The organism is Microbacterium sp. A84, from assembly GCF_051842815.1.
Lineage (GTDB): Bacteria > Actinomycetota > Actinomycetes > Actinomycetales > Microbacteriaceae > Microbacterium.
This window is the reverse complement of the sequence record NZ_JBPXMS010000003.1, coordinates 191,337-212,383: the sequence shown is the minus strand read 5'-3', so window position 1 is coordinate 212,383 and position 21,047 is coordinate 191,337. Positions and strand designations below refer to the sequence as shown.

The 21,047-nt window shown below is 64.2% G+C and carries 19 protein-coding genes; 11 read left to right on the top strand and 8 right to left on the bottom strand.

What is annotated here, in order from left to right; all coding sequences use genetic code 11:
* Positions 1-21 precede the first annotated feature (21 nt).
* From ACSU04_RS13565 to ACSU04_RS13535, 7 genes are all read right to left on the bottom strand, one after another.
* Positions 22-879, bottom strand: a complete 858-nt coding sequence (locus tag ACSU04_RS13565; RefSeq protein WP_439289940.1) for a PaaX family transcriptional regulator — start codon at positions 877-879, stop codon at positions 22-24.
* Positions 876-1,676, bottom strand: coding sequence for an ABC transporter ATP-binding protein (locus ACSU04_RS13560; RefSeq protein ID WP_439289939.1), 801 nt, complete (start codon positions 1,674-1,676; stop codon positions 876-878). Before ACSU04_RS13560 ends, ACSU04_RS13565 begins: the two co-directional genes overlap by 4 nt.
* On the bottom strand, positions 1,669-2,493 hold the full coding sequence (locus tag ACSU04_RS13555) for an ABC transporter permease (protein WP_439289938.1): 825 nt from the start codon (positions 2,491-2,493) through the stop codon (positions 1,669-1,671). Before ACSU04_RS13555 ends, ACSU04_RS13560 begins: the two co-directional genes overlap by 8 nt.
* Positions 2,490-3,320: an ABC transporter permease gene (locus ACSU04_RS13550; RefSeq protein WP_439289937.1), complete on the bottom strand. Its 831-nt coding sequence runs from the start codon at positions 3,318-3,320 to the stop codon at positions 2,490-2,492. Before ACSU04_RS13550 ends, ACSU04_RS13555 begins: the two co-directional genes overlap by 4 nt.
* Positions 3,321-3,327: 7 nt before the next feature.
* Positions 3,328-4,314 (bottom strand): ABC transporter substrate-binding protein, encoded by a 987-nt coding sequence (locus tag ACSU04_RS13545; protein WP_439289936.1) that lies wholly within the window; start codon positions 4,312-4,314, stop codon positions 3,328-3,330.
* A 228-nt stretch (positions 4,315-4,542) separates the two neighbouring features.
* The gene (locus ACSU04_RS13540; protein ID WP_439289935.1) at positions 4,543-7,032 is read right to left on the bottom strand and encodes an alpha/beta hydrolase-fold protein; all 2,490 of its coding nucleotides are present in this window, start codon (positions 7,030-7,032) and stop codon (positions 4,543-4,545) included.
* Between the two features lie 117 nt (positions 7,033-7,149).
* A complete protein-coding gene (locus ACSU04_RS13535) occupies positions 7,150-7,752 on the bottom strand; it encodes a MarR family winged helix-turn-helix transcriptional regulator (protein ID WP_439289934.1) in 603 nt (200 codons plus the stop codon).
* A 121-nt stretch (positions 7,753-7,873) separates the two neighbouring features.
* Here ACSU04_RS13535 and ACSU04_RS13530 point away from each other — a divergent pair, with 121 nt between their 5' ends.
* Genes ACSU04_RS13530 through ACSU04_RS13500 form a run of 7 tightly spaced genes read left to right on the top strand, consistent with a single transcriptional unit; the run spans position 7,874 to position 15,410 of the window.
* Complete coding sequence (locus ACSU04_RS13530) at positions 7,874-8,818, top strand: transporter substrate-binding domain-containing protein (protein ID WP_439289933.1); 945 nt, start codon at positions 7,874-7,876, stop codon at positions 8,816-8,818.
* 17 nt (positions 8,819-8,835) lie between these two features.
* The gene (locus ACSU04_RS13525; RefSeq protein WP_439289932.1) at positions 8,836-9,738 is read left to right on the top strand and encodes an amino acid ABC transporter permease; all 903 of its coding nucleotides are present in this window, start codon (positions 8,836-8,838) and stop codon (positions 9,736-9,738) included.
* Positions 9,735-10,568, top strand: coding sequence for an amino acid ABC transporter ATP-binding protein (locus tag ACSU04_RS13520; RefSeq protein WP_439289931.1), 834 nt, complete (start codon positions 9,735-9,737; stop codon positions 10,566-10,568). The genes ACSU04_RS13525 and ACSU04_RS13520 overlap by 4 nt, the downstream gene beginning before the upstream one ends.
* A 44-nt stretch (positions 10,569-10,612) precedes the next feature.
* Positions 10,613-11,848 carry a CaiB/BaiF CoA transferase family protein gene (locus tag ACSU04_RS13515; RefSeq protein WP_439289930.1) on the top strand — a complete coding sequence of 412 codons (1,236 nt, stop codon included), beginning with the start codon at positions 10,613-10,615 and terminating at the stop codon, positions 11,846-11,848.
* A complete protein-coding gene (locus ACSU04_RS13510; protein WP_439289929.1) occupies positions 11,848-12,954 on the top strand; it encodes a 2-hydroxyacyl-CoA dehydratase in 1,107 nt (368 codons plus the stop codon). The genes ACSU04_RS13515 and ACSU04_RS13510 overlap by 1 nt, the downstream gene beginning before the upstream one ends.
* Positions 12,951-14,201 (top strand): 2-hydroxyacyl-CoA dehydratase, encoded by a 1,251-nt coding sequence (locus ACSU04_RS13505; protein WP_439289928.1) that lies wholly within the window; start codon positions 12,951-12,953, stop codon positions 14,199-14,201. Before ACSU04_RS13510 ends, ACSU04_RS13505 begins: the two co-directional genes overlap by 4 nt.
* 3 nt (positions 14,202-14,204) lie before the next feature.
* Positions 14,205-15,410: an MFS transporter gene (locus tag ACSU04_RS13500; protein WP_439289927.1), complete on the top strand. Its 1,206-nt coding sequence runs from the start codon at positions 14,205-14,207 to the stop codon at positions 15,408-15,410.
* 21 nt (positions 15,411-15,431) lie between these two features.
* On the opposite strand, the gene ACSU04_RS13495 is transcribed toward ACSU04_RS13500, so the two are convergent.
* Entirely contained in the window at positions 15,432-16,547 is a 1,116-nt protein-coding gene (locus tag ACSU04_RS13495; protein WP_439289926.1) for a CapA family protein, read from the bottom strand.
* 106 nt (positions 16,548-16,653) lie between these two features.
* Between ACSU04_RS13495 and ACSU04_RS13490 the strand changes: the two genes are divergently transcribed.
* From ACSU04_RS13490 to ACSU04_RS13475, 4 genes are all read left to right on the top strand, one after another.
* A complete protein-coding gene (locus ACSU04_RS13490; protein ID WP_439289925.1) occupies positions 16,654-17,130 on the top strand; it encodes a MarR family winged helix-turn-helix transcriptional regulator in 477 nt (158 codons plus the stop codon).
* A 152-nt stretch (positions 17,131-17,282) separates the two neighbouring features.
* Positions 17,283-18,215: an ABC transporter permease gene (locus ACSU04_RS13485; RefSeq protein WP_439290113.1), complete on the top strand. Its 933-nt coding sequence runs from the start codon at positions 17,283-17,285 to the stop codon at positions 18,213-18,215.
* Positions 18,215-20,179 carry a dipeptide/oligopeptide/nickel ABC transporter permease/ATP-binding protein gene (locus tag ACSU04_RS13480; RefSeq protein WP_439289924.1) on the top strand — a complete coding sequence of 655 codons (1,965 nt, stop codon included), beginning with the start codon at positions 18,215-18,217 and terminating at the stop codon, positions 20,177-20,179. Before ACSU04_RS13485 ends, ACSU04_RS13480 begins: the two co-directional genes overlap by 1 nt.
* Complete coding sequence (locus ACSU04_RS13475) at positions 20,176-21,039, top strand: ATP-binding cassette domain-containing protein (protein ID WP_439289923.1); 864 nt, start codon at positions 20,176-20,178, stop codon at positions 21,037-21,039. The genes ACSU04_RS13480 and ACSU04_RS13475 overlap by 4 nt, the downstream gene beginning before the upstream one ends.
* Positions 21,040-21,047: the final 8 nt, after the last annotated feature.

The following is a 21,047-nucleotide window of genomic DNA, read 5'->3' as shown; positions in this document are numbered from 1 at the left end:
GAAAGGAGGTTCCCCAGTCGATCAGCGGCTGATACCGGTGCGCTGAGCCGTCATCGCGGTGAACTCTGCCTCTGATCGAGGGGCGAGTTCGGCCCTGATCTGGCGATAAAGGGCGAAGGATGCCGGCGCAGGCCACTGCGCGCCCATGAACTCAGGAGGAAGTCGCGGGTCTGCACGTAGCAACTCTAGCCAGTCCGCGACGAGCATCGTGCGCGTGACGACGGCGGATGTGGCATCCAACTGCACGCCGCTCCATGTCTTGACGAACGACTCATGCGCGCCGCGGATGCGGTCGATGTCCCAGGCATCCTTCACGCTCGAGGCGATCGGGAACCCGTCCAGTTCCTGTGCGTGGAATGCCACAACGGCGCCATCCGGAAGGTCCGCGCGCAGCGGCTCGATCGCTGCCGCCAGCGCGGGTCGACCGGATGCCAGCCAGAGGCCGTCGCGCAGGGGTGCGAAGCCGTGCCAGGTGAGCGTGGAGCGCAATCGGCTGCGCAGAGTCCGAAGCTCCTCTGGTAGCGAGAAGGTGACGAGGGTCCACCCGTCCCCGTTCGGGTGGAAGGGGTCAGGTCCTCGGACTCGATTGGTCGCTTCGGCGAGCATGGCGTGGCCGGCTGGTGTGAGGGAGAACTCCAGATGGCGACCGTGCCGCTCGCGGGTGAGCACATCGTTGCTCACGAGGCGGTCGAGTGTCGCGCGCGCCGCGGGGGCTGCAACTCCCGCGCCGTGCAGCACGTCGAGGAAGACGCCAGTGCGCACCGGTTCATCCCACTCCTGGGCGATGAACTCACCGAGGAAGGCGAGCAGAAGCCGTTTGGGCTGTCGGCTGCGCACACCCTCAACTTTGCCGCTGTCGGCACGGTTCGTCGTACTCATGCGCGTGGACGCACAGCCTCGCCGCGTTTCGCACGCTGGATCTGCTCGTACACGTGTGTGCGGAGCTCAGCGAAACGCGGAAGCGCTCGGGTCGTGATCTGATCCCGCTGGGGACTGAGGTCGATCAACAGGTCCTCCTGTACCCACGTTGGTGACTTGGACAGCACGATAACGCGTTGACCCAGGTAAACCGACTCGTCGATGTCATGTGTGACGAACAGGATCGACATTCCTCGCTCGGCGTGGAGTGTGCGCACCAGATCCTCAAGGTCCGCGCGAGTTTGGGCGTCGACAGCAGCGAACGGCTCATCCATGATCAGAACTTCTGGTTGGTAGGCCACTGCACGGGCGATCGCGACCCGCTGTTGCATGCCACCGGATAGCTGCCAGGGGTAGCTTTTGGCAGCGTGTTCCAGGCCCACCGCCAGCAGTGCGTCGTCGATGAGCTGCGCACGCTCGGTTTTCGACAGCTTCTTGTGCTTGAGCGGAAGCTCAACATTGCCGCGAACAGTCAGCCAGGGATACAAGCTCCGCCCATACTCCTGGAAGACGAGTGCCATGTTCTCTGGTGGCGCGGTGACTTTGCGGCCATCGAGTTGAACTTCTCCGGCGCTCGGTCGAAGGAGCCCTGCGATGCACTTCAGCAGCGTCGTCTTACCGCAGCCGGACGGCCCGACGATGCAGACGAGCTCGCCCCGCTTCATGGCGAAGCTGATGTCGCCGATCGCCTCGACTCTGCCGGTCGCAGACTCGTAGACCTTGTTCAGCTTGTCTACCTGCAAAAGCGTCTCAGGCACGCTCGACCTCCTTGATTCCGTGGTACCAGCGCAGCACGCGTCGTTCGGCGAAGCCGAAGATCACTGCGAGAAGTACGCCGATGAGGCCCAAGAGGAGGATGCCGCTCCACATTTGGGCGATGAGATAGTTCTGCTGGAAGAACTTGATCTGGTAGCCCAGCCCGGAGGACGAGTAGAACAACTCCGAGATGACCATCATGATCAACGCCACCGACAGTGTCTGTCGGATTCCGGCCATGATTCGTGGGCTCGCCGCGGGCAAGACCAGATTGAACAGGCGTTGTGAACGGGTAAGAGAGTACGACCGGGCTGTCTCCGTCATGACCGAGTCTGTTGCGCGGACGCCATCGATCGTGTTCAACAGAACCGGCCATATTGCGCCGAACGCGATGACGATGATCTGCATGGAATCGGTGACGCCGAGGATCGCCACGAAGACTGGAATGAGCACGGGTGGCGGAACGGCGCGGAAGAATTCCAGCAGCGGTTCGAGAAGCTCACGAAGCCAGCGAGTCAAGCCGATGAGTGTGCCGGCAACGATGCCGAACACCACCGCGATGACGATTGCCACAGCCAAACGGGCAACGCTCGGAAGCACGTCATCCACGAAGCTGGGGCCGAACCACGTGTCGACAAAGGCCCGGAATATCGTCTGCGGTGCGGGGAAGAACTTCGCCGGTGAGATTGTCGCCCAGATTCCCCAGATGAGCAGCAGCACTATCGGGAGTCCGATGGCGTACAGAGTGCTCGCGCCGATCTTCGCCCAGAGCCGAGACTTCGGCGTCGGAGTGCGAACAGTGCTGGTGTAAAGAGTCACGCTGCTTCCTCCCCTCTGACCGACTGGTGCCATGAGAGTGCGCGGCGTTCGATCGCGCGGAATCCGATGTTGATGATGAGTCCGAGGACGCCAGTGACGATGACGATGGCGTAGACGGTGGTGATGTTGCCGATTCCTGAGGCCACCGTCAGCTGTCGGCCGAGCCCCGGGTTGCCGATGGTCATCTCAGCGGTGACGGCGAGGATGAGCGCCACTGCCGCGGCGAGTCGTATACCAGTCATGAGGTAGGGCAGTGCGGTGGGCAGGACGAGATTGCGCAGTTGAGAGGCTTTTGTCAGTCCGAAGCTGCGTGCGGTGTCGCGGGCTACCGCATCGATGTCGGCTACGCCGTAGAGCACCTGCACGAACACCTGCCAGAAGCTGGCGTACACGATGATTATCAGGGCAGCGGGCATCTGCAGACCGTAGATCAGCACAGCCAGTGGAATGAGCGCGACCGAGGGAATTGGCCGCAGGAACTCCACCATGGAGTGGGTCGCTCGTCGCAAGATCGGCACCATGCCGATAAGAGTGCCCAGTGCCGTGCCGGCGAGGGTGGCGATGGCCAGCCCGATCGCCCATGCCGACATGGTTCGGCCGATGTTGCGCCAGAACTCCATGTCGCGCAGCAGCACACCCAGCTGCGCGAAGGTGTCCGTCGCGGGCGGCAGCTGCTCTGGGTTGATGATCTTCATCACTGAGAGAAGCTGCCATGTCGCGAGGAACCCGACGATGCCGAGTGTTCCGAGGAACGCGCGGCGGGCTGTGCCGATCCGCTGACGGCGCCGGTGCCTGGCGAGTGTCGCCGAGGATGTCGCAGTCGTCATATCGGGTTCAGTGCTGCTGGATCAGTCGATCGAAGTCCGGCAACTGGTTGATGTACTCATACGTGACCGCGAGGTCGGCGAGCGTCTTGATGCTGTCCACGTCCATCTCGAACGTGAATGTGGGCAAGATGATGCTCTCGGCTGCTTCGAGGGGAATGTCGAGGTTCTCAGCGATCGCAGCGTAGACGGCATCGTCGTTCGCTTCGGCGAATGCAAGGGCCTCCGTCATTGCCTCGGAGTACGCGGTAACAAGCTCGGGATCGTTGTCGATGAGGTCCTGTGTGGTGATGTTGGTCAGCACGGACAACCCGGGAATGGTCACCTGATAGGGAGCCATGACAGACACGCCGCCCTCGCTAACCACCATTCCTCGGAACGGGTCTGGCGCCCAGGCGGCATCGATCGTGCCAGCTTCCAGCTGTGCCTTGACGTCGGGGAATCCGACCTCGATGAACTCGATGGTGGACGCGTCGCCGCCGTCTGCATCGACAGCCGCGCGGATCGTGAGGTCACCGGCAGCACCGAGGCTGTTGACGGAGACTTTCTTGCCGGCCAGGTCCTTCGGGGTTGCGATTCCCGAGTCGCCCAGTGCAACGACCGCGTTCACGTCATCGCCCTCTGCGAGGCTGTTTGCGTAGTCGCCGATGATCGCGACGCCGAGGTCCTGCAGGTCGGCGCGGATCGGGCCGAACGGCTGGCCGATCGCGAACTGGATGTCGCCGCTGAGCAGTGCCGGAATCGCCTGGGCTCCGCCCTGAGCGGGAACAATTTCGACCTCGAGACCGTGATCGGCGAAGATGCCCTCGTCGATGGCGGCCCAGAGCGCTCCTGTTTCGGCAATGGGTAGTGCAGCGACGCGGATCTTCGTGACCTCCGCGGTTGCGTCCTCGGCATCGCTCGGGGCGGCAGCCGGCGGCGCGGCGGAATCGGTGCAGCCTGACAGGGCGAGCGTGGCAACGGCCAGTAGGCCGAGTGTGGCAAGACTCTTCTTCATGGTGGGGCCTCTCGTGTGTGGTCGCCGAGGCTCGCAACCCCCGTGCCCCACTGCTGTGAGAGCGTTCCCACCAAGGTGAGAGTTCGACGGTACGCACATCGACGTGCTGATAATGCCCATCGTGTGCGAGATTCCGCGAACTGTCAAGAGTTCTGTGACGGGCGTCAGAGAATATTCGAACGAAGATCGGCGAGTGACTTGTTCGCGATCAAATACGACGCCCTTGGCCTACCGACCTCGTTGTGTCACCTCGGCGTGCGTACCTTCGGAGGCGCCGACGATGTTTGAAGCAGTCACGGTGACCGCCTCTGGGGCCTTACCAACACGGTCGATGACGAGACAACGCAAGTCGACCGTCTCACACAGTATTTCTCCGGACAGGTTGCGCACCGTATATGTCACCGGCAGATCGGAGTTGCTCGCCGCCCAGCGGATGTGACGCGTCGCCCCCGCTGCGAACGCCGTGACCGAACCGGGAGCAGCCGGGCTCGCGACGTGGTGGTCTCCTGCGGGAAGAATGATCGTCGCTCGCTCGCCCGAGCGGGTCAGCTCCAGCTCGATCTCGCCATCCGTGTGCACACGCACGTCTCCGGTGGTCGCCGCATCCAGCGCGGCGGCATCCAAGTCGACCGTCATCGTCCGGGAGTTCTCTGCCTCGAGGTCGATCTCGTTGTACGGAGTGACTGTTCCCGCGGCGTTCAATTGCTGATCCCGCACGCGCACCTCCCTGTCATCAATCACCTGGATCTCATCGGTGAGAAGCGGCTCGAAGGTTGTCGTCTGCAGCGCGTGCGATGTCGCGGTGACTCTGCTCCAGCGCGCATTGTCATCGCGCGGTTCCAGGTTGCTGAGCCAGTACGCGCGGTTCACCGGCATGCCGAGATCCTCCCGCTCATCGCCGGGCTCCCAGCGGAACGTGATCGTACTGGGGTTGGTCACGCGGTCAGGTGCGTCCTTGAGATATTCGGCCGCGTCGCTCCAGCCGAGCCACGAGCCGAGCATCCCATGGTCGGCGCCGTCATAGTAATGGGCTCGGTACGGGATTCCGGCGTCCTCCGCGGTGCGATCCCAGTGCTCTGTGTTCCTTAGCGCGACGTCGTTGCTGCCCGACTCCATGTAGGTTCGGGTGCTGTTCAAGTTCTCGAGTCTCAGTTCGGCACCCTCGCGGTCTCGCTGCTCAGCGGTGTTGTAGTAGCCCGCGCCGGAGACGATTGCTGCACCGGCGAACAGATCGGGATGGTTGGTGAGGAAGTGAGCGGCGCCCACGCCACCCATCGAGAATCCGCCGATGACCGTGCGCTCACTGTCGAGCGAGTACGCTGACGCGACCCGGTTCCACGCCTCCCAGACGTCGAGTTCGGCGTGGTTGATGTACCACGATGAGAGGCCCCGGCCCAGCGGCGTAACGCAGATCGATCCCCTTTCCTCGCACATCGGCAAGTAGACATCGTCTTTCCTGTCGCCGATGAATCCGTTGTGGTTGGAGTTGCCGCCGTGCAGCAGTATGGTCAGCGGCGCTGGGGTTTCTGGTGTGTATCCCGTCGGTACATATACGGTGTAAGGCTGCACTCGCCCCCAGAACGTGGCGGGCAACACGGCAGGACCGGGGCTCCTGCGGGCTCCTTCTGCGAAGCCCTGGGCAATCTCGACCGATGACACGAGCCATCTCGTGGAGTACCCGGTGGGCATCGCTTCGGGGGTGGTGACGCCCGAGAGTAGATCATCCCAGTCCACCGCGATGGCGAATTCGCTCATATCGCCCTCGGTGAGACGTTGTGATTGCCGTCCGTTGCTCCACTGGCTCGACGCGTCGGCATTGCCGTCCACCACGGGCGGCTCATCCGCCATGTCGCGGAACGCCGCGTTGTACACGCGGGTGCCCTCGGTGGCCTCAGGTGCAACGGCGAATCCGCTGCCTTCAGAGTCGGCGACGCCCGCTGCCAGGCGGATGTTCCAGACCTCGTCGACGGGAAGCGCGCTGCGGGGAACCGTGACCACAAACGACCTCGCGTCCGTGTCTACAGTGACGGCGCCACCAACGGAGTCGACGTCTTCCCTCTCGCCCGTCGTCATGTCGATCACCCATGCGCCTCGAGAAGACACCACGAGCGCAGAGTCGATTCCCGGCGACGTCGCGCCGGCGGACGCCGGCCACTCAGCGACGCCCGTGTCGGCATCCGCGTCGGTGTCGAATGCCCACGCGGCGATGGGGACGTCGGGGTCGACGAGCGTGTTCCAGTCGATGCGCCAGTAGGTGTTGTCCTCGTCTGCTGCCACCCCCGCACGGAAGATGTCGGCGCCGTTGGATGCAGCCTCATCGGCGCTGTACGTGTAGTCACCCGCGCCGGTGTCGTCGTAGAGCCAGTCGGCCCAGAGGAGCGCGCCATCGACGAAGCGGCTTGTTCCCGAAGTACGGGGGAACTCCTCGGAAAAATCCCAGCCCTGTGCGTCTGGGAGAGTCGGTTCCGTTGCTGCCGCTGCCGCCGGCACGCCGTCTGGCATTCCGGAATTTGCAGGTGAGTCGACGGCGCCGCTCGCGTTGTTCGTGGAACCCGAACCGAGGGATGCAGGGTAGCTCGCGCCAGCCGTGAGCGATCCGATGCCGAAGGCCCCGATCGTCAGGGCGACGAGGACGTTGCGCAGGCCGCGTGCGGGTTTCTGCGTGGGTGAACCGGCGGATTCCACAGGAATGATCGGCGTGCGCGGCGGAGGGTTCACGGCTTCTCCTTCGAAGCATAAAATCAATCAGGATGAGATTATGCACCGAAAGCTAACAGCTTCGTCACGCCGCCGTCAACCGCCGCGCAGAGTCTTAGGCGCGGAAGAACACCTAGGTCACGAATCGACGTCCGGATGTGCTGCACGGTCGGCGCGGAGACGCGCGGCCGCAAGCCGCGACGGGATGTGTCGCGGGCGGATGTCGTTCGTCCGTCTGCTGATGGCAGCCGCCTCCGCCTCGTCGTCGCCGAAATATCCTCCGGCAAGCACCTGGGCGGTGTGGTCGAGGAGTTCGGCGAGGGTTTCGCCGAACTCTTCTCCGAGTGCCGCGGTCAGCCTGTCCTCATGTATGCGCAGTTCCGCGTGGCAGGCATCCAGCACCTCCCAGCCGCGTTCGGTCAGTCGCACCAATCTCACGCGCCGGTTCGTGGGGTGGTCGCCGCGCTCGACCAGGCCGGTTTCGATGAGTTCGTTCGACACCGTGTGCGCCGCTTGCGCGCTGACGAAGGTGCGGCGCGCGAGCTGTGCGTTCGACAGCGGCATCCCCTCGCCGAGAACCTGCAGTACGAACAGTTGTGAGAGTGTCACGCCGTGGGAGAGTGCGGAGTTCTCTGCGAAGCGGTTGAATGCACGCCCTAGCCGGTACGCGCTGTAGTTCAGACGCGACGTTGCTGGCTCACCGCGCGGGTCTCGTGTGATCTCCTCCACATCGACCGACACTACAGGCTTCCCGGGTTGCGGTCGTCGAGAAGAATCGGCATGGTTGAAGAATATCATTCGACATGATACTTTTCATCTCGCATGAACCACCCTGCCTGTTCACAACGATGTGGAGATCATCATGAAACTCAACCGCTTGGGTGCGGCCCTGATCGCGGGAGTCGCAGTGCTCGCGCTTGCCTCCTGTGCCGCAGGATCCGGTGACAACGATGCCGCCGGGGGATCCGGTGGCAGTGATGCTGCCGGAGGATCCGACGGCGTCAGCGAAGTCAACACCGATGCACCCCTTTACGACCAGCTCCCGCAGGGGATCAAAGATGCCGGCGTGATCACGATCGCCGGTGACACCCACCCGCCATACCGCACGGTCGAGGAGGGCGGGGAGATCACCGGAATCGATCCCGATATCCAGGCCGCACTGTCCGAGCAGTTCGGCGTGCCGTTTCAGATCGAGACCGTCTCGGGCATGGAAGCGATCCTGACCGGAATGCTCTCGGGGCGCTACGACGGGTTCAACGGCCCGCTGCGAACCACCCCAGAGCGCGAAGCGGACTTCGACGCCGTCGTCTGGATGACGACCATCACCTCCTACGTCTACCTTGCCGAGCGCGAGGATGAGTTGGCCGATCCCGAGGCGCTCTGCGGTGCTCGCGTGGCAGGCGTGGGCGGCTCGGTCACCGAGAGTCAGCTGGAGCGCTATGGCGAATGGTGCGTCGCGGAGGGGCTGGAGCTGCCGGAGTTCATCGGCCTCGACGACACCAACTCGACCTTCCTTGCGGTCAACTCCGACCGAGCAGACTACGCGGGTACGACTCAGACGGCGGCGATCGATCTGCAGGCGACTGACCCGGAGCGCTACGAGTATCTCGTGCAATCCGAGGATCAGGGCGCGGGCATCGATCAGCTCGCCTTCTTCGTGCCCAAGGGGAATGACATGGCCGAGCCTCTGTTTGCGGCGTTCGAGGCGATCTTCGACAACGGCGAGTACGAGCGGATCATGGCTGAGTGGGACCTCACCGATGTCGCTGTCGATGAGCCCGTACTCAATCCGATGACCAGCAAATGACGATGACGGAGGCAATCGTGACGACCGATTCTGTGGAGCCCGCGGCGGTGATCGATGTCGAGAGCGCTCGCCCTCGCATCCAACCGCTGCGGATCATCGGCGGCCTTCTGCTTGCCTCCGTTGTGCTGGCAATGCTGTGGTTCCTTGTCAGCAACGAGCGCTTCGAGTGGCCCGTCGTCGCCGAGTACCTCTTCAACGGCAGCGTGCTGCTCGGGCTCGGGATGAGCCTTATGCTCACCGCGATCGGAATGGTGCTGGGGTCGGCCCTCGGCACCTTCCTGGCCGCTGGCCAGCTCAGCGACTTCTGGCCGCTCCGGATGGCGTGCATGGGATTCGTGGGCCTCTTCCGCGGCATCCCTCCGCTCGTGCAACTCATCTTCTGGTACAACCTCGCCTATCTGCTGCCACGCATCGCGGTGGGTGTGCCATTCGGTCCCGAACTGTTCAGCTGGTCGACGAATGACCTGATCACCCCGATCACGGCCGCCATCATCGGGCTCTCGCTGCACGAGGCCGCCTACATGGCAGAGATCATCCGCGCCGGCATCCTGTCGGTGGATCAAGGACAGCGGGATGCGGCATCCGCTATGGGCTTCAGCCGCTGGCACACATTCACGCGCATCATCCTCCCGCAGGCGATGCGCGTCATCATCCCGCCGACTGGATCACAGGTGATCGCACTCCTCAAGGGCACATCACTCGTCAGCGTGATCGCCATGGGTGATCTGCTGCATGCGGTCCAGGTCATCTACAACCGCACGTACGAGGTGGTCCCGATGCTCATCGTCGCCGTGATCTGGTACCTCGCCGTCGTCACCGTTCTCACGGTGATCCAGCGTCGCGTCGAGGAGCACTTCGGACGGGGCACCTCGCGAGTCGCCGTCAAACGCACCGCCAGAGCGAAAGAGCGACAGCTATGACTATGGAATCCTCCGGACTGATCGTTCAGCCGAGAATGGCCGACGGATCACCGCTGCTGCGGGTGTCCAACGTGCGCAAGCGCTTCGGCGATCAGATGGCGCTCGCCGGGGCAACCCTCGACGTGTACGAGGGTGAGGTCGTCGCGATTCTCGGACCATCCGGCTCGGGAAAGTCGACGCTCGTCCGCTGTATCGATCAGCTGGAGTCGATCGACGGCGGATCGATGTCGTTCGAAGGCGAACTGCTCGGCTTCGAGGAGATTCACGGTCACCTGCGGCCGCTCACCGATGCGGGGCGCAGGCGGCAGCGTCGTCGTATGAGCATGGTTTTCCAGCAATTCAACCTGTTTCCGCACTGGACCGTGCTGCGCAACATCACCGAAGCCCCGATGAGGGTGCACGGCGTCTCCGCGGCCGAAGCCCGGCAGCGCGCGCTCGAGCTGCTCGAACGCATCGGCCTCGCCGACAAGGCGGACGCGTATCCGAGGCATCTGTCCGGCGGCCAGCAGCAACGGGTCGCCATCGCGCGCGCCGTCGCAGTGCGACCGCGGATTCTGCTCTTTGATGAGCCGACGAGCGCACTCGATCCGGAACTGGTCGGCGAAGTGCTGCAGACCATGAAGTCGCTCGCGGTGGCCGGGCACACGATGGTCGTCGTCACCCACGAGGTGGCGTTTGCTCGCGAGGTCGCCGATCGATGCGTATTCATGGCGGACGGGCGGGTCGTCGAGGACCGCCCGGCAGACGACTTCTTCACGGACCCGCGGTCCGAGCGGCTGCGCACGTTCCTCACCCGGTCAGAGAGATCACAGAACGAAGTCGCGGACTGATGCCCGCGCATGACCGTCCTATTTCCCCACAACGAGGAGCAGCTATGAGCACAGCACCACTTGCAGGCAAGACCGTCATCGATCTCACGACGGCGCTTGCGGGGCCCTATGCCACGCTCCTGCTCGCTGGGCTGGGTGCTCGTGTGATCAAGGTCGAGAACCCCACCCGCGGAGGCGACTCCTCGCGCAACAACTCGCCGTATGTCACAGCTGACGGGCTGAGCCTGAAGCGGATGTCGCCCGACGATATGTCCGTGTCGATGATGCTCCGCGGTCGCGGCAAGGAGTCGATCACTCTCGATCTCAAGCAGCCCGAGAGCCGTGATGTGCTGTTCGACCTGATCCGCGATGCGGATGTCGTCGTGGAGAACTACAGCTCCGGCGTCACCAAGCGGCTCGGGATCGACTACGGCTCGGTCCGCGAGCTCAACCCACGACTCGTCTACACGTCGATCAGTGGCTTCGGAGCGACCGGTGACCACGGTGATCGCAAGGCGATGGATACGATCATCCAGGCGCTCAGCGGAGTGATGATGACCGCCGGCGAACCCGGAGACCCGCCTGTGCGGTTCGGACTCCCGATCGGAGACCTCGTCGCACCGCTGTTCAGCGTGATCGGAACACTCTCCGCTGTCATGCACGCCGAGCACACCGGACAGGGTCAGCACGTCGATGTCTCGATGCTCGGCGCGCTGACATCCCTGGTCGCCTGCGAACCCTTTGATGCGCTGGAGTCGATTGGATTCCCGCTGCGCACCGGGGCGTATGTGCCGCGCCTCGCGCCGTTCGGCAACTTCCGCGCGGCTGACGGTTGGTTCGCCATCTGCGCGCCAACAGATCAGTTCGCTGCCGGAGTGCTTCGCGCGATCGGTCGTGAGAATCTGCTCGCCGGGAACGAATTCGGCACCCGCGACGCGCGCGTGGCCAATGCCGACCGACTGCATGGTCTGATCGCAGGCTGGGCCGCCGAGCGTACGCTCGCAGAGGCGCTGGCCGCGCTGGAGAGCAACGGCGCTCCGGCCGCGGAGGTGCGTACGACCGCTGAAGCGGTACGCGATCCCCAGGTGACAAGTCGCGGTGAGGTGGTGCCACTCGTTCACCCGAAGTTCGGGCACTTCGACGGGCTCTTCGGATCGGGAATTCCGGTGCTCTTCTCGGAGAGTCGCACCGACCTGACGGCGCCGGCTCCTGGCCTCGGTGAGCACACCGACGCGATCCTGGGAAAGCTCGGCTATGACGCCGAGCGCATCGCGCAGCTGCGCCAGGCCGGGGTGCTGTGATGCGAAGCGCGCCCAGCCTTTCGCACTTTGGGGGCACGAGCGCGCACAGCCGACCGCTAATCGGTGTGGTCGGCTCGGATCTGCCCAGGCAGATCGTGCTCGCTGCCGGCGCGGTTCCCCAACGCCTGTTCGGCTCGTGGTCGGGCGCTGTGTCGCCGCGCGCGTCCGAGTTGCTCGGTGCCGTGGATGCAGTGGCGGGTCGCATCCTCGATGCGATCCTCGCAGGAGAACACGATGATCTCGTAGGGCTCGTGATCTGCAACGACTCGCAGGCGAATCTTCGGATGTTCTATGTGCTGAGAGTACTCGCTGAACGGGGTGAGGTTCCGTTCCCCGTGCAGCTGCTGGACGCCCCGCGTGGACCGGGGGCGGCGAAGCGGGCGTTCGTTGTCGCGCAGTACGCGCGACTCGTCGACTTCTGCGGACAGGTGACCGGCAGCACCGTCGGGATCGAGGATCTGCGCCGCGCCGGTGGCGTCGAGCAGAACGTGGCTGTCGCACTTGAGCGGATGCGTGAGCGCCGAGCCGGGAGCCGCTGCACCGGTGTCGCAGCATTGAACGCCTACCGCATCGCGGCCTGTTCCGCTCCTGATGTCGCTATTGCTGCCGTCGACGATGCCGCCATCGACGACGCACAGGGGCCGGTCGGCGAGGGGAAACGCATCTTCGTCACGGGCAGTGCGCATCCCGACTCCACCGTGTATCAAGAACTTGAGCGCGCCGGAGTCGCCATCGTCGCCGAAGACCATGATGCGGGAGACGCAGGCTGGTTTGCGGCCTGCCCGACGGGAGATTCTGCGGCGGACATCCTCGCCGGTCTCGCGTCGCTGCACGCAGAGCGCCCGCCGTCTGCGGCCCGTGGCACCACGGCGGAACGCGTCACGGCGCTGCGCCGGCGGGTCGTGGAGACCCGAAGCACTGCGGTGATTGCACTTGTGCGGGACTTGGACGATGCTCCTGCCTGGGAGCTGTCCTCCTTCCGTGCCGCGCTTGACGCCGTGTCCGTGCCGTTTGCCTCGCGCGTGCAGATTGCGGTGGACGGAGCGATCTCGGCGTCGCTGGATGCCGTGAGCGCACTTGCGTCGATGGAAGGAGTGCGCAGATGAGCGAGAACAGACTCGAGACCGCGGCGGCGGCCACTCGCTACCAGAAGGAATGGTTCGCCGAGACGGCTCAGAGAGCAAGGGATGGCCAGCCGATCGCGCTCGTCAACGCCGATGCTCCGCACGAGGTGCTGCGGGCAATGGGCATCCCCTATGTCGTCAATCAGTGGTGGGCGTCGATCATCTCTGCCAAGCGGCTCGGCCCGGCGAGCCTGGAGCATCTCGCAGCGCTGGGCCTGCCGGACTTCAGCCAGCAGTACGACGCCATCCCTCTCGGGGCGCAGGACCTCCCCGGTGATCAGCGCGCATGGGGCGGCCTGCCCGATCCGGACTTCGTCATCGCGGAGCGAAGCGGCGATGTCACGCAGAAGATCTTCGAGCTGTGGGGGCAGCGAGAAGGCACCGAGGCCTTCTTGCTCTCGCGCACCGGCGCGGATCCGGTTCCGTCGAACTGGTGGGAGAAGGTATCCCACGATTGGGAGGAGGTTTTCGGAGCTGACCGGCTCGATCTGCTGCAAGCGGAGATCGAAGACCTCGTCACCTGGCTGAGCGAGCGCACTGGGCGGACGCTTGACCGTGATCGTCTCGCGCAGATCATGGACCTCGGAAACCAGCAGGTGGAGTGGAACCGACGCACGCGAGATCTGATCGCCACAGCGCGGCCGACTCCCGTACTGGTGAATGACACGATGCCTGCCGTTATGGTGCCGCAGTGGCATCGAGGTACCCAGTGGGCTGTCGACGCCGCACGCGCGCTGCACGACGAGGTTGCGCGTCGCATCGAGGAGCAGGTTGCGGTCTGCGCAGACGAGAAGCGTCGACTGATGTGGGTCGGACGCGGGCTCTGGTCGGATCTGGACATGTATCGACGGTTTCATGAAGAGTTCGGCGCCGTATTCGTCTGGTCGATGTATCTTGCGATCGCGGCGGACGGCTATCCCCGATATGGCGATGATCCTGTGCGCGCCCTTGCCGCGAGGTTCGTCGGATTCACCGATCAGCTCTATGTGCCGCCTTTGTCAGCCGAGTGGTATGTGAAAGAAGCCCTCGCACACGGCGTCGACGGTGTCGTGCACCTTGTCGCGGACGACACCCCGGGGGCGGGGTTCATCTCCGAGGCGCTCGAGGCGGAGGGCATACCGGTCCTGGAAATCCGCGCGAACAACGCGGACTCCCGTTCGAGCGGCAACGCCCGCATCCCGGAGCGCATCGAGGAGTTTCTCCGCGAGCGCGTGCCGGCGCGAGCCTGACGCGTGCGCCTCGGCGGAGTCTTCGAACCGTTTCGCGAACGGAACTTCTCGCTGTACTTCGCCGGTCAGACGCTGTCGCTGACCGGAACCTGGTTTCAGAATCTTGCGCTGTCACTCGTCGTGCTCGACATCACCGGAAGCGCGCGGGCTCTTAGCGGCGTCACGATCTCGCAGTTCCTGCCGATGCTGCTTCTCAGCATTCCCGCCGGGCGGATCGCCGACCGGTTCCGTCCGCGCACCGTTCTGATGACGACTTCCCTGGTCTCTGCCGCGCTCGTGGCGGTCCTTGCCATGATCGTGGCTTCACCGGACCCGGCCCTTCCCGCGATGTATGGGGTCATCGCCGCGCTCGGAAGCGCACAGGCATTCGAGCGCGTCGCGGCGCAGACCATCATCTTCGAGCTCGTCGGACCGCGCGCCTTCTCGAGGGGCGTCGCGCTGAGCACCGTGACGGTTGCCGTGTCGCGTTCGATCGGCCCTGGCCTTGCCGGCATCCTCTTCCAGGCCTTCGGCGCCGTTCCCGGAATGGTCGTCAACTCGGTGTCGTTCCTGATCGTGTTCGGAATGCTCGCGCTCATCCGGGTCGAACGCTTCTATCCTCGGCGTATCAGCGGAGCCGCCGAGCGGGTGCCGATGCTGCTCTTCCTGCGCAACCGCACGATCGCGACGCTCCTGGTCACGAACGTCTTCATTGCGCTGCTGGCGCTGAACTTCATGGTGACGTTGACGTCGGTTGTGACCATCGACTTCGACGGGGGCGGGGCTGCGGCAGGGCTGGCGCACGCGCTCAACGCGGTCGGCGCCATCATCGGCGGTTTCGTGGCCGCGTCGATCGTCCGGCTCCGACCCATCATGGTTGCCGTGGCGCTGGTGGGGTTCGGTGTCACCGTACTCATCAATGCCGCGGCGCCTTCGCTCATGTGGTTCCTGATCGCCGCGCCGCTGCTGGGGCTCGGCATCGGCTTCTACAACAGCGTGCTCAATGCCACCGCTCAGCTGGCGGTGGCGCCGTCGAACATCGGTCAGATGATGTCGTTGATGAACATCGGCAACTACGGCGTCGTGCCGTTCGGAGCGCTCCTGCTCGGCTGGATCATCGACCTCAGCTCCGGTCGCGTCGCCTTGGCGATCGGAGGCGTGGCAGCACTTCTCGCTGCGGCGTGGGTCTGGTGGAGAGTGCGACGTGATCGGCCCGATCCCGCGGGATAGTCGCGGCGGCATCCCTTGTTCTCAGGAAAGCCGTACGACGTCACCGTCCCACGTGAACTGGGTGTCGAGGCCAGCGCGCCGTGAGATGTCTTCGATGTAGGCGAGCACGGAATCGCGATCGCCCTCGCCGAGCGGTACTGGAGCGGAACTGTCATCGATCCAGCACGGGATCACACCGGCACGGATTTCGCCGCCATCGACGTCGAGCACAGCGATCGCGGTGTTGCGGCTCTCCGGGTGGAACGGATAGCCAGGCATGTTCGGGTCCGGGGCGAACCCGTACAGTTCGATACGGCGCTTGGCCCACGCCTTCAACTCTTCGGAGTCGTTGTCCTCGGACGGCGTGAGCGCGTCAGTCACAGTAACGAAGTTGCCGAGGCCGTGGAAGATCGGTTTGCCCTGGTACATCTCAATACCGCGCATGATGTGTGAGTGGTGGCCGACGACGGCGTCTGCACCCGCGTCGACAGCGGCGTGTGCGATCTCATATTCGTAGTCATCGATGCGCGCCGGCGTGTGGCCATACCCCTTATGAAGGGCGACGACCACAACGTCCACCTCTGCGGCGAGGGCAGCGACAGCATCCGTCATCCGGCGCAGTGATGCACGGTCGGCGAAAGTGTAGATCTGCGGCGGGTTGCCGGGGTTGAGATCGTCGAGGTCGTAGTGGGTGAGTACTTTGACGAACGCCGCCCCGGCCTTTCTGCTGGTGGCCCACGACTCGCGGGGTCCGACGCAGTTGAAGCTCAGGACGCCGACGCGGATGCCATTACGCTCGACGATCGCGGGTTCCATGGCGGCTGCAATGTTCACGCCCGTTCCCGTGGTGACCATGCCATACGACTGTGCAGCGGTGAGGGTATCGATGACGCCGCGCTCGCCGAGGTCGAATGCGTGGTTGCCTGCGACTGTCGCGATGTCATAGCCGGCTCGCGCCATCGCTTCGAGATCTTCCGGCCTCGCGGGTGGTGCCGGAACAGTCAGCGCCGTCACCGCTTGCTCAGTGGTGTGGGGCACTTCGATCTGGCCGATGGCGACATGCGCATTCTGGGTGACCGGCGCACTGGCGGTGAAATAGGAGTCGGGGTTGTCGTACTGAAGAACGATGTCGCCGACCGCAACGATGCGTGTGCTCATGAGGTTCCTTAAATCAAGTTACTTGATATTAATGCCGAGTGGGCTGCCAGCACAACTACGCGGTGTCTGAAGCGGCGCAGTCAGCGAACAGTGCTTTGATCGATGTATGTCACGCCGGCTTCTCGCTTCTCCTTCCGTCAGTCCCGATCCGACGCTGCGGCACGTGCTGCGCCATGTGGCGCGGACGTATCAGGCGCAACTGAGTGAGCAATTCGGGCAGTACGGCATCAGTGATGCGGAGTACACCGTGCTGTTCGTGCTGAAACGCATGCCTGGTCTGTCGAGTGCGGAGATCTCGCGCTGGACGGCTGTCACGGCGCAGGCGGGCAATCAGATCGTGAAGAGTCTGTCGGAGAGCGGCCTCGTCACCCGCCGTCAGTCGGAAGACCATGGACGTGTTCTTCTCATCGAGCTCAGTCCGGAGGGGCGTCGTATCGTCGATGCCTGCGAGAAGCATGCCAATGACTTGGAGGCGCAGATGTGCGAACAGATGTCGGTGGATGAGCGTGCCGCATTCATGCGACTTCTGCGTTCGGCTGCGGACGGTCTGGGGAGCCCGATCTCAACCGTTGCGCGGCGCTGAGCGCACGCTCTTCACCTGATCTCTCGCCGAGAGATCTTCCGCAGATCCCGGTGTTGTCTTGACTCGATGTCACGAATAGTATCTAGTTACTTGATACACGCGCTTGGTGTGCGTGTGAGGACAATCGGCAAGGAGGCTGATCCGTGATCTCGATGCTGCTTCGAAGAGTCGCGCTTGTGATTCCGATGATCATCGTCGTCTCAGTGATCATGTTCCTGCTCGCATCGCTTGTCCCCGGGGATCAAGCGCGAGCGATCCTCGGAGAAATGGCAACACCCGAGTCGTTGGCGGCCCTGCGCGAGCAGTTGGGCCTGAATCTGCCGTGGTATCAGCAGTACTTCAACTGGGCGGTGAGTGCGGTGCGGGGCGACCTTGGGGCCTCGATCTACAGCGGCGAGTCCGTTGTCAGCATCCTCGCCGGGCGGTTCCCCGTGACCGCTTCGCTGGCACTGCTGTCGACGATCGTGATCGCGGTCATCGGGATCTCGCTGGGGCTGATGAGCGCGCTTCGGGGAGGCGTGGTGGGGCGCATTCTCGACGCCGTTTCGCTGTTCGGGCTCGCTGTGCCGAGCTTCGCCATTGCGATCCTGCTCGTCTCGCTCTTCGCCGTCACTGTGCGTGTGTTCCCCGCCACCGGATACGCGCCTATCGAGCAGGGCTTCGGGCCGTGGATCTGGGCGCTCGTGCTTCCCGTCGTCGCCCTCAGCCTGGGCGGGACCACCCTCGTCGCCAAGCAGATGCGCGACTCGGCGAAGGAAGCGCTCAACAAGGACTATGTGCGCTTCCTGCGCGCGAACGGCGTTGGCGAAACGTCGATCTTGTTCCGGCACGTGCTGAAGAACGCGGCGATCCCCTCGGTCACGATTCTCGGTCTGGGCGCCATCTCCGCATTGACCGGAACCGTCTTCATCGAGAACGTCTTCGTCCTTCCCGGCCTCGGATCCCTCGCGACGCAGGTGACCCTCAATCATGATCTCCCGGTCCTGCTCGGCATCGGCGTGCTCTTCACTCTGATCGCCGTCGTCATCAGCTTCGTCGTAGATCTTCTCTACGGCGTGCTCAACCCGAAGGTAAGGACCGCCTGATGGCCGCTCGCCAAGGTTCGCCTCGTGTCGTGGTGAGTGAACGCCGCAGTCTGTTCGTGGATGTGATGCGCAAACCCGTCGGCGCGATATCCATGACGTACCTGTTCCTGGTCATCGCGGCGTCTCTGATGGCCCCGGTGCTCGCGACCCATGATCCGCTGCGGCAGGACCTCGCCTCGGTGCGGCTCACGCCGTCGGCTGAGTACTGGCTCGGCACCGATGCGCTCGGTCGCGACATCTACAGCCGGCTTCTCTACGGCGGCCAGGAGTCTCTTCTTGGTGTGGCACAGGCTCTCATCGTCGCCCTCGTCCTCGCCGTGCCGATCGGCATCGCTGCCGGCTACTTCGGCGGATGGTTCGACTGGCTGGTGATGCGAAGCATCGACATCAGCCTGGCGATCCCCGGAATCATCGTGACCCTGGCCGTGCTCGCCATCTTCCAGAACAGCATGGTCGCGGCCATGGTGGTCTACGGCGTGCTCGTCTCGGCGGGTGCCGCACGCGTGATCCGCAGCGTCGTGCTCGGTGTCAGAGAAGAGTTGTACATAGATTCGGCGCGTACAACAGGTCTCACGAATCCGCAGATCCTCCTCCGTCACGTGCTGCCGCGCACTTTCGGCGTCATCATCGTGCAGGCCGCCATGCTCGGGGCGATCGCGCTGGGTGTGCAGACGGGTCTTGCGTTCCTCGGTTTCGGGCCGCAGCCACCGGCGCCCACCTGGGGCGGCATGGTCGGCGAAGCATCGTCGATGCTGCAGTACTTCAGCTGGATGATCGTTCCGACGTCGGGGATCATCGTGCTCACAACCCTCGCCTTCGGACTCCTTGGCGATGCGGTTCGCGACGCCAATGCCGAGAGGATCGAGCGTCCGGTGCGCGGCGCGAAGAAGTCCGAGCCGACGGTCGAGGCGACAACAACGATGAGGGCTGTGTCCGACGAGGTCGTCCGGCCGGTCGATCAGACTGCGCTCCTCTCGGTGCGGGAGCTCACGGTGGCATTCGGCACGGACGAGAACGAGACTGTGGTGCTCGACCGTGTCGGCTTCGACATTCGGCGGGGCGAGACGGTCGGGCTCGTCGGAGAATCAGGCTCCGGAAAGACCGTGACCGCGATGGCCGTGCTCGGCCTCCTCGCCGAGGGCGGCCGCATCGTCTCCGGAGAAATCTTGTTCGACGGGGTCGACATCTCGGGCTACTCGCGCAAGCAGTACCGGTCGCTTCGCGGCACCAAGATGGCGATGATATCCCAGGAGCCGATGGTCGCACTCGATCCGACCTTCCGCATCGGGTTTCAGATCGCCGAGGTCGTCCGGGCGCAGCATAAGGTCAGCTGGCGTGCGGCGCACCGCCGAGCCCTTGAACTGCTCGAGGCGGTCCGGCTGCCGAATCCCCGCGAGGTGGCGGGGCTCTATCCGCATCAGGTTTCGGGCGGCATGGCGCAGCGCATCGCGATCGCGATCGCACTGGCCGGTCGCCCACAGCTGCTCGTCGCCGACGAGCCGACGACGGCGCTCGACGTCACCGTTCAAGCAGAGATCCTCGATCTGTTGCGCGCGCTGCGGGACAGGCTCGGCATGGCCATCCTCTTCGTCACGCATGATTGGGGCGTGGTCGCCGACATCTGCGATCGCGCGGTGGTGATGTACGCAGGACAAGTGGTCGAACAGGCCACCGTAGAGCGCGTCTTCGAATCGCCGTTGCATCCCTACAGCCAGTCGTTGCAGCGCTCCAACCCGCACGATGCTCCCAAGGGTGTTCCGTTGCCCACCATCGGCGGGGTGGTTCCACCTGCTGGGCGATGGCCGAGCGGATGCCATTTCGCGCCCCGCTGCGCACTGGCCACTGATGCCTGTCTCGATGGGCGGATCCCCATGGTCGACGGGCAGGAAGACCACTCGGCGAGATGCATCCGGATCGATGTGGCTCGGGTCGCACACGAAGAATCACTGGAGGTGGCGACATGAGCGGCGAGAGCCAGCCCGTCCTCGAAGTCGAGAACCTGGCCGTCGAGTATCGCCGAGGGCGCCACATCACGCGCGCAGTCGAGAACATCTCCTTCGGTATTGCCGCCGGAGAGACGTTGGGGCTCGTCGGAGAATCGGGCTCGGGGAAGTCGACCATCGGCAAGGCGATCCTCGGACTCGCTCCCCTGACCGAGGGGGTCATTCGATACCGCGGCACTGACCTCAGCACGCTGACCAGAGCGCAACGGCGCGCACTCGCGAAGGATGTGCAGGTCATCTTCCAGGACCCGCACAGTTCGCTCGATCCCACGAAACCGATCGGGTACTCCATCGCGGAGCCCGTGCAGATCCATGAGCCGGGTCCGAAGGCGGTCGTTCGTGAACGCGTGTTCGAGATGCTGCGCCGAGTGGGGCTTTCGGAGGACGCGGCACAGCGCTTTCCCGCACAGTTCTCTGGAGGACAGAAGCAGCGCATCGCAATTGCACGCGCCCTGATCCTCGCGCCGAAGCTCGTCGTCTGCGACGAGCCGGTCAGCGCCCTTGACCTCTCGATCCAGGCAGAGGTGATCAATCTCATGGCTGAGCTCCAGCACGAAACAGGGGCGAGCTACCTCTTCATCTCGCATGATCTGTCGATCGTCCACTACCTCTCAGACCGCATCATCGTGCTGAGGAAGGGCCACGTTGTCGAGCAGGGCACTGCAGAGGAGATCTATCGAGACCCGCGCCAGGACTACACCCGTCGACTTCTCGACGCTGCGCCCATCCCCGATCCCGTCGCACAAGCGCAACGCACCGCTGCGCGTGAGAAGGACGGCCTGACAGCCCGCACCGACGCGATCGTCAGCCACATCCGATGACCCGGGCG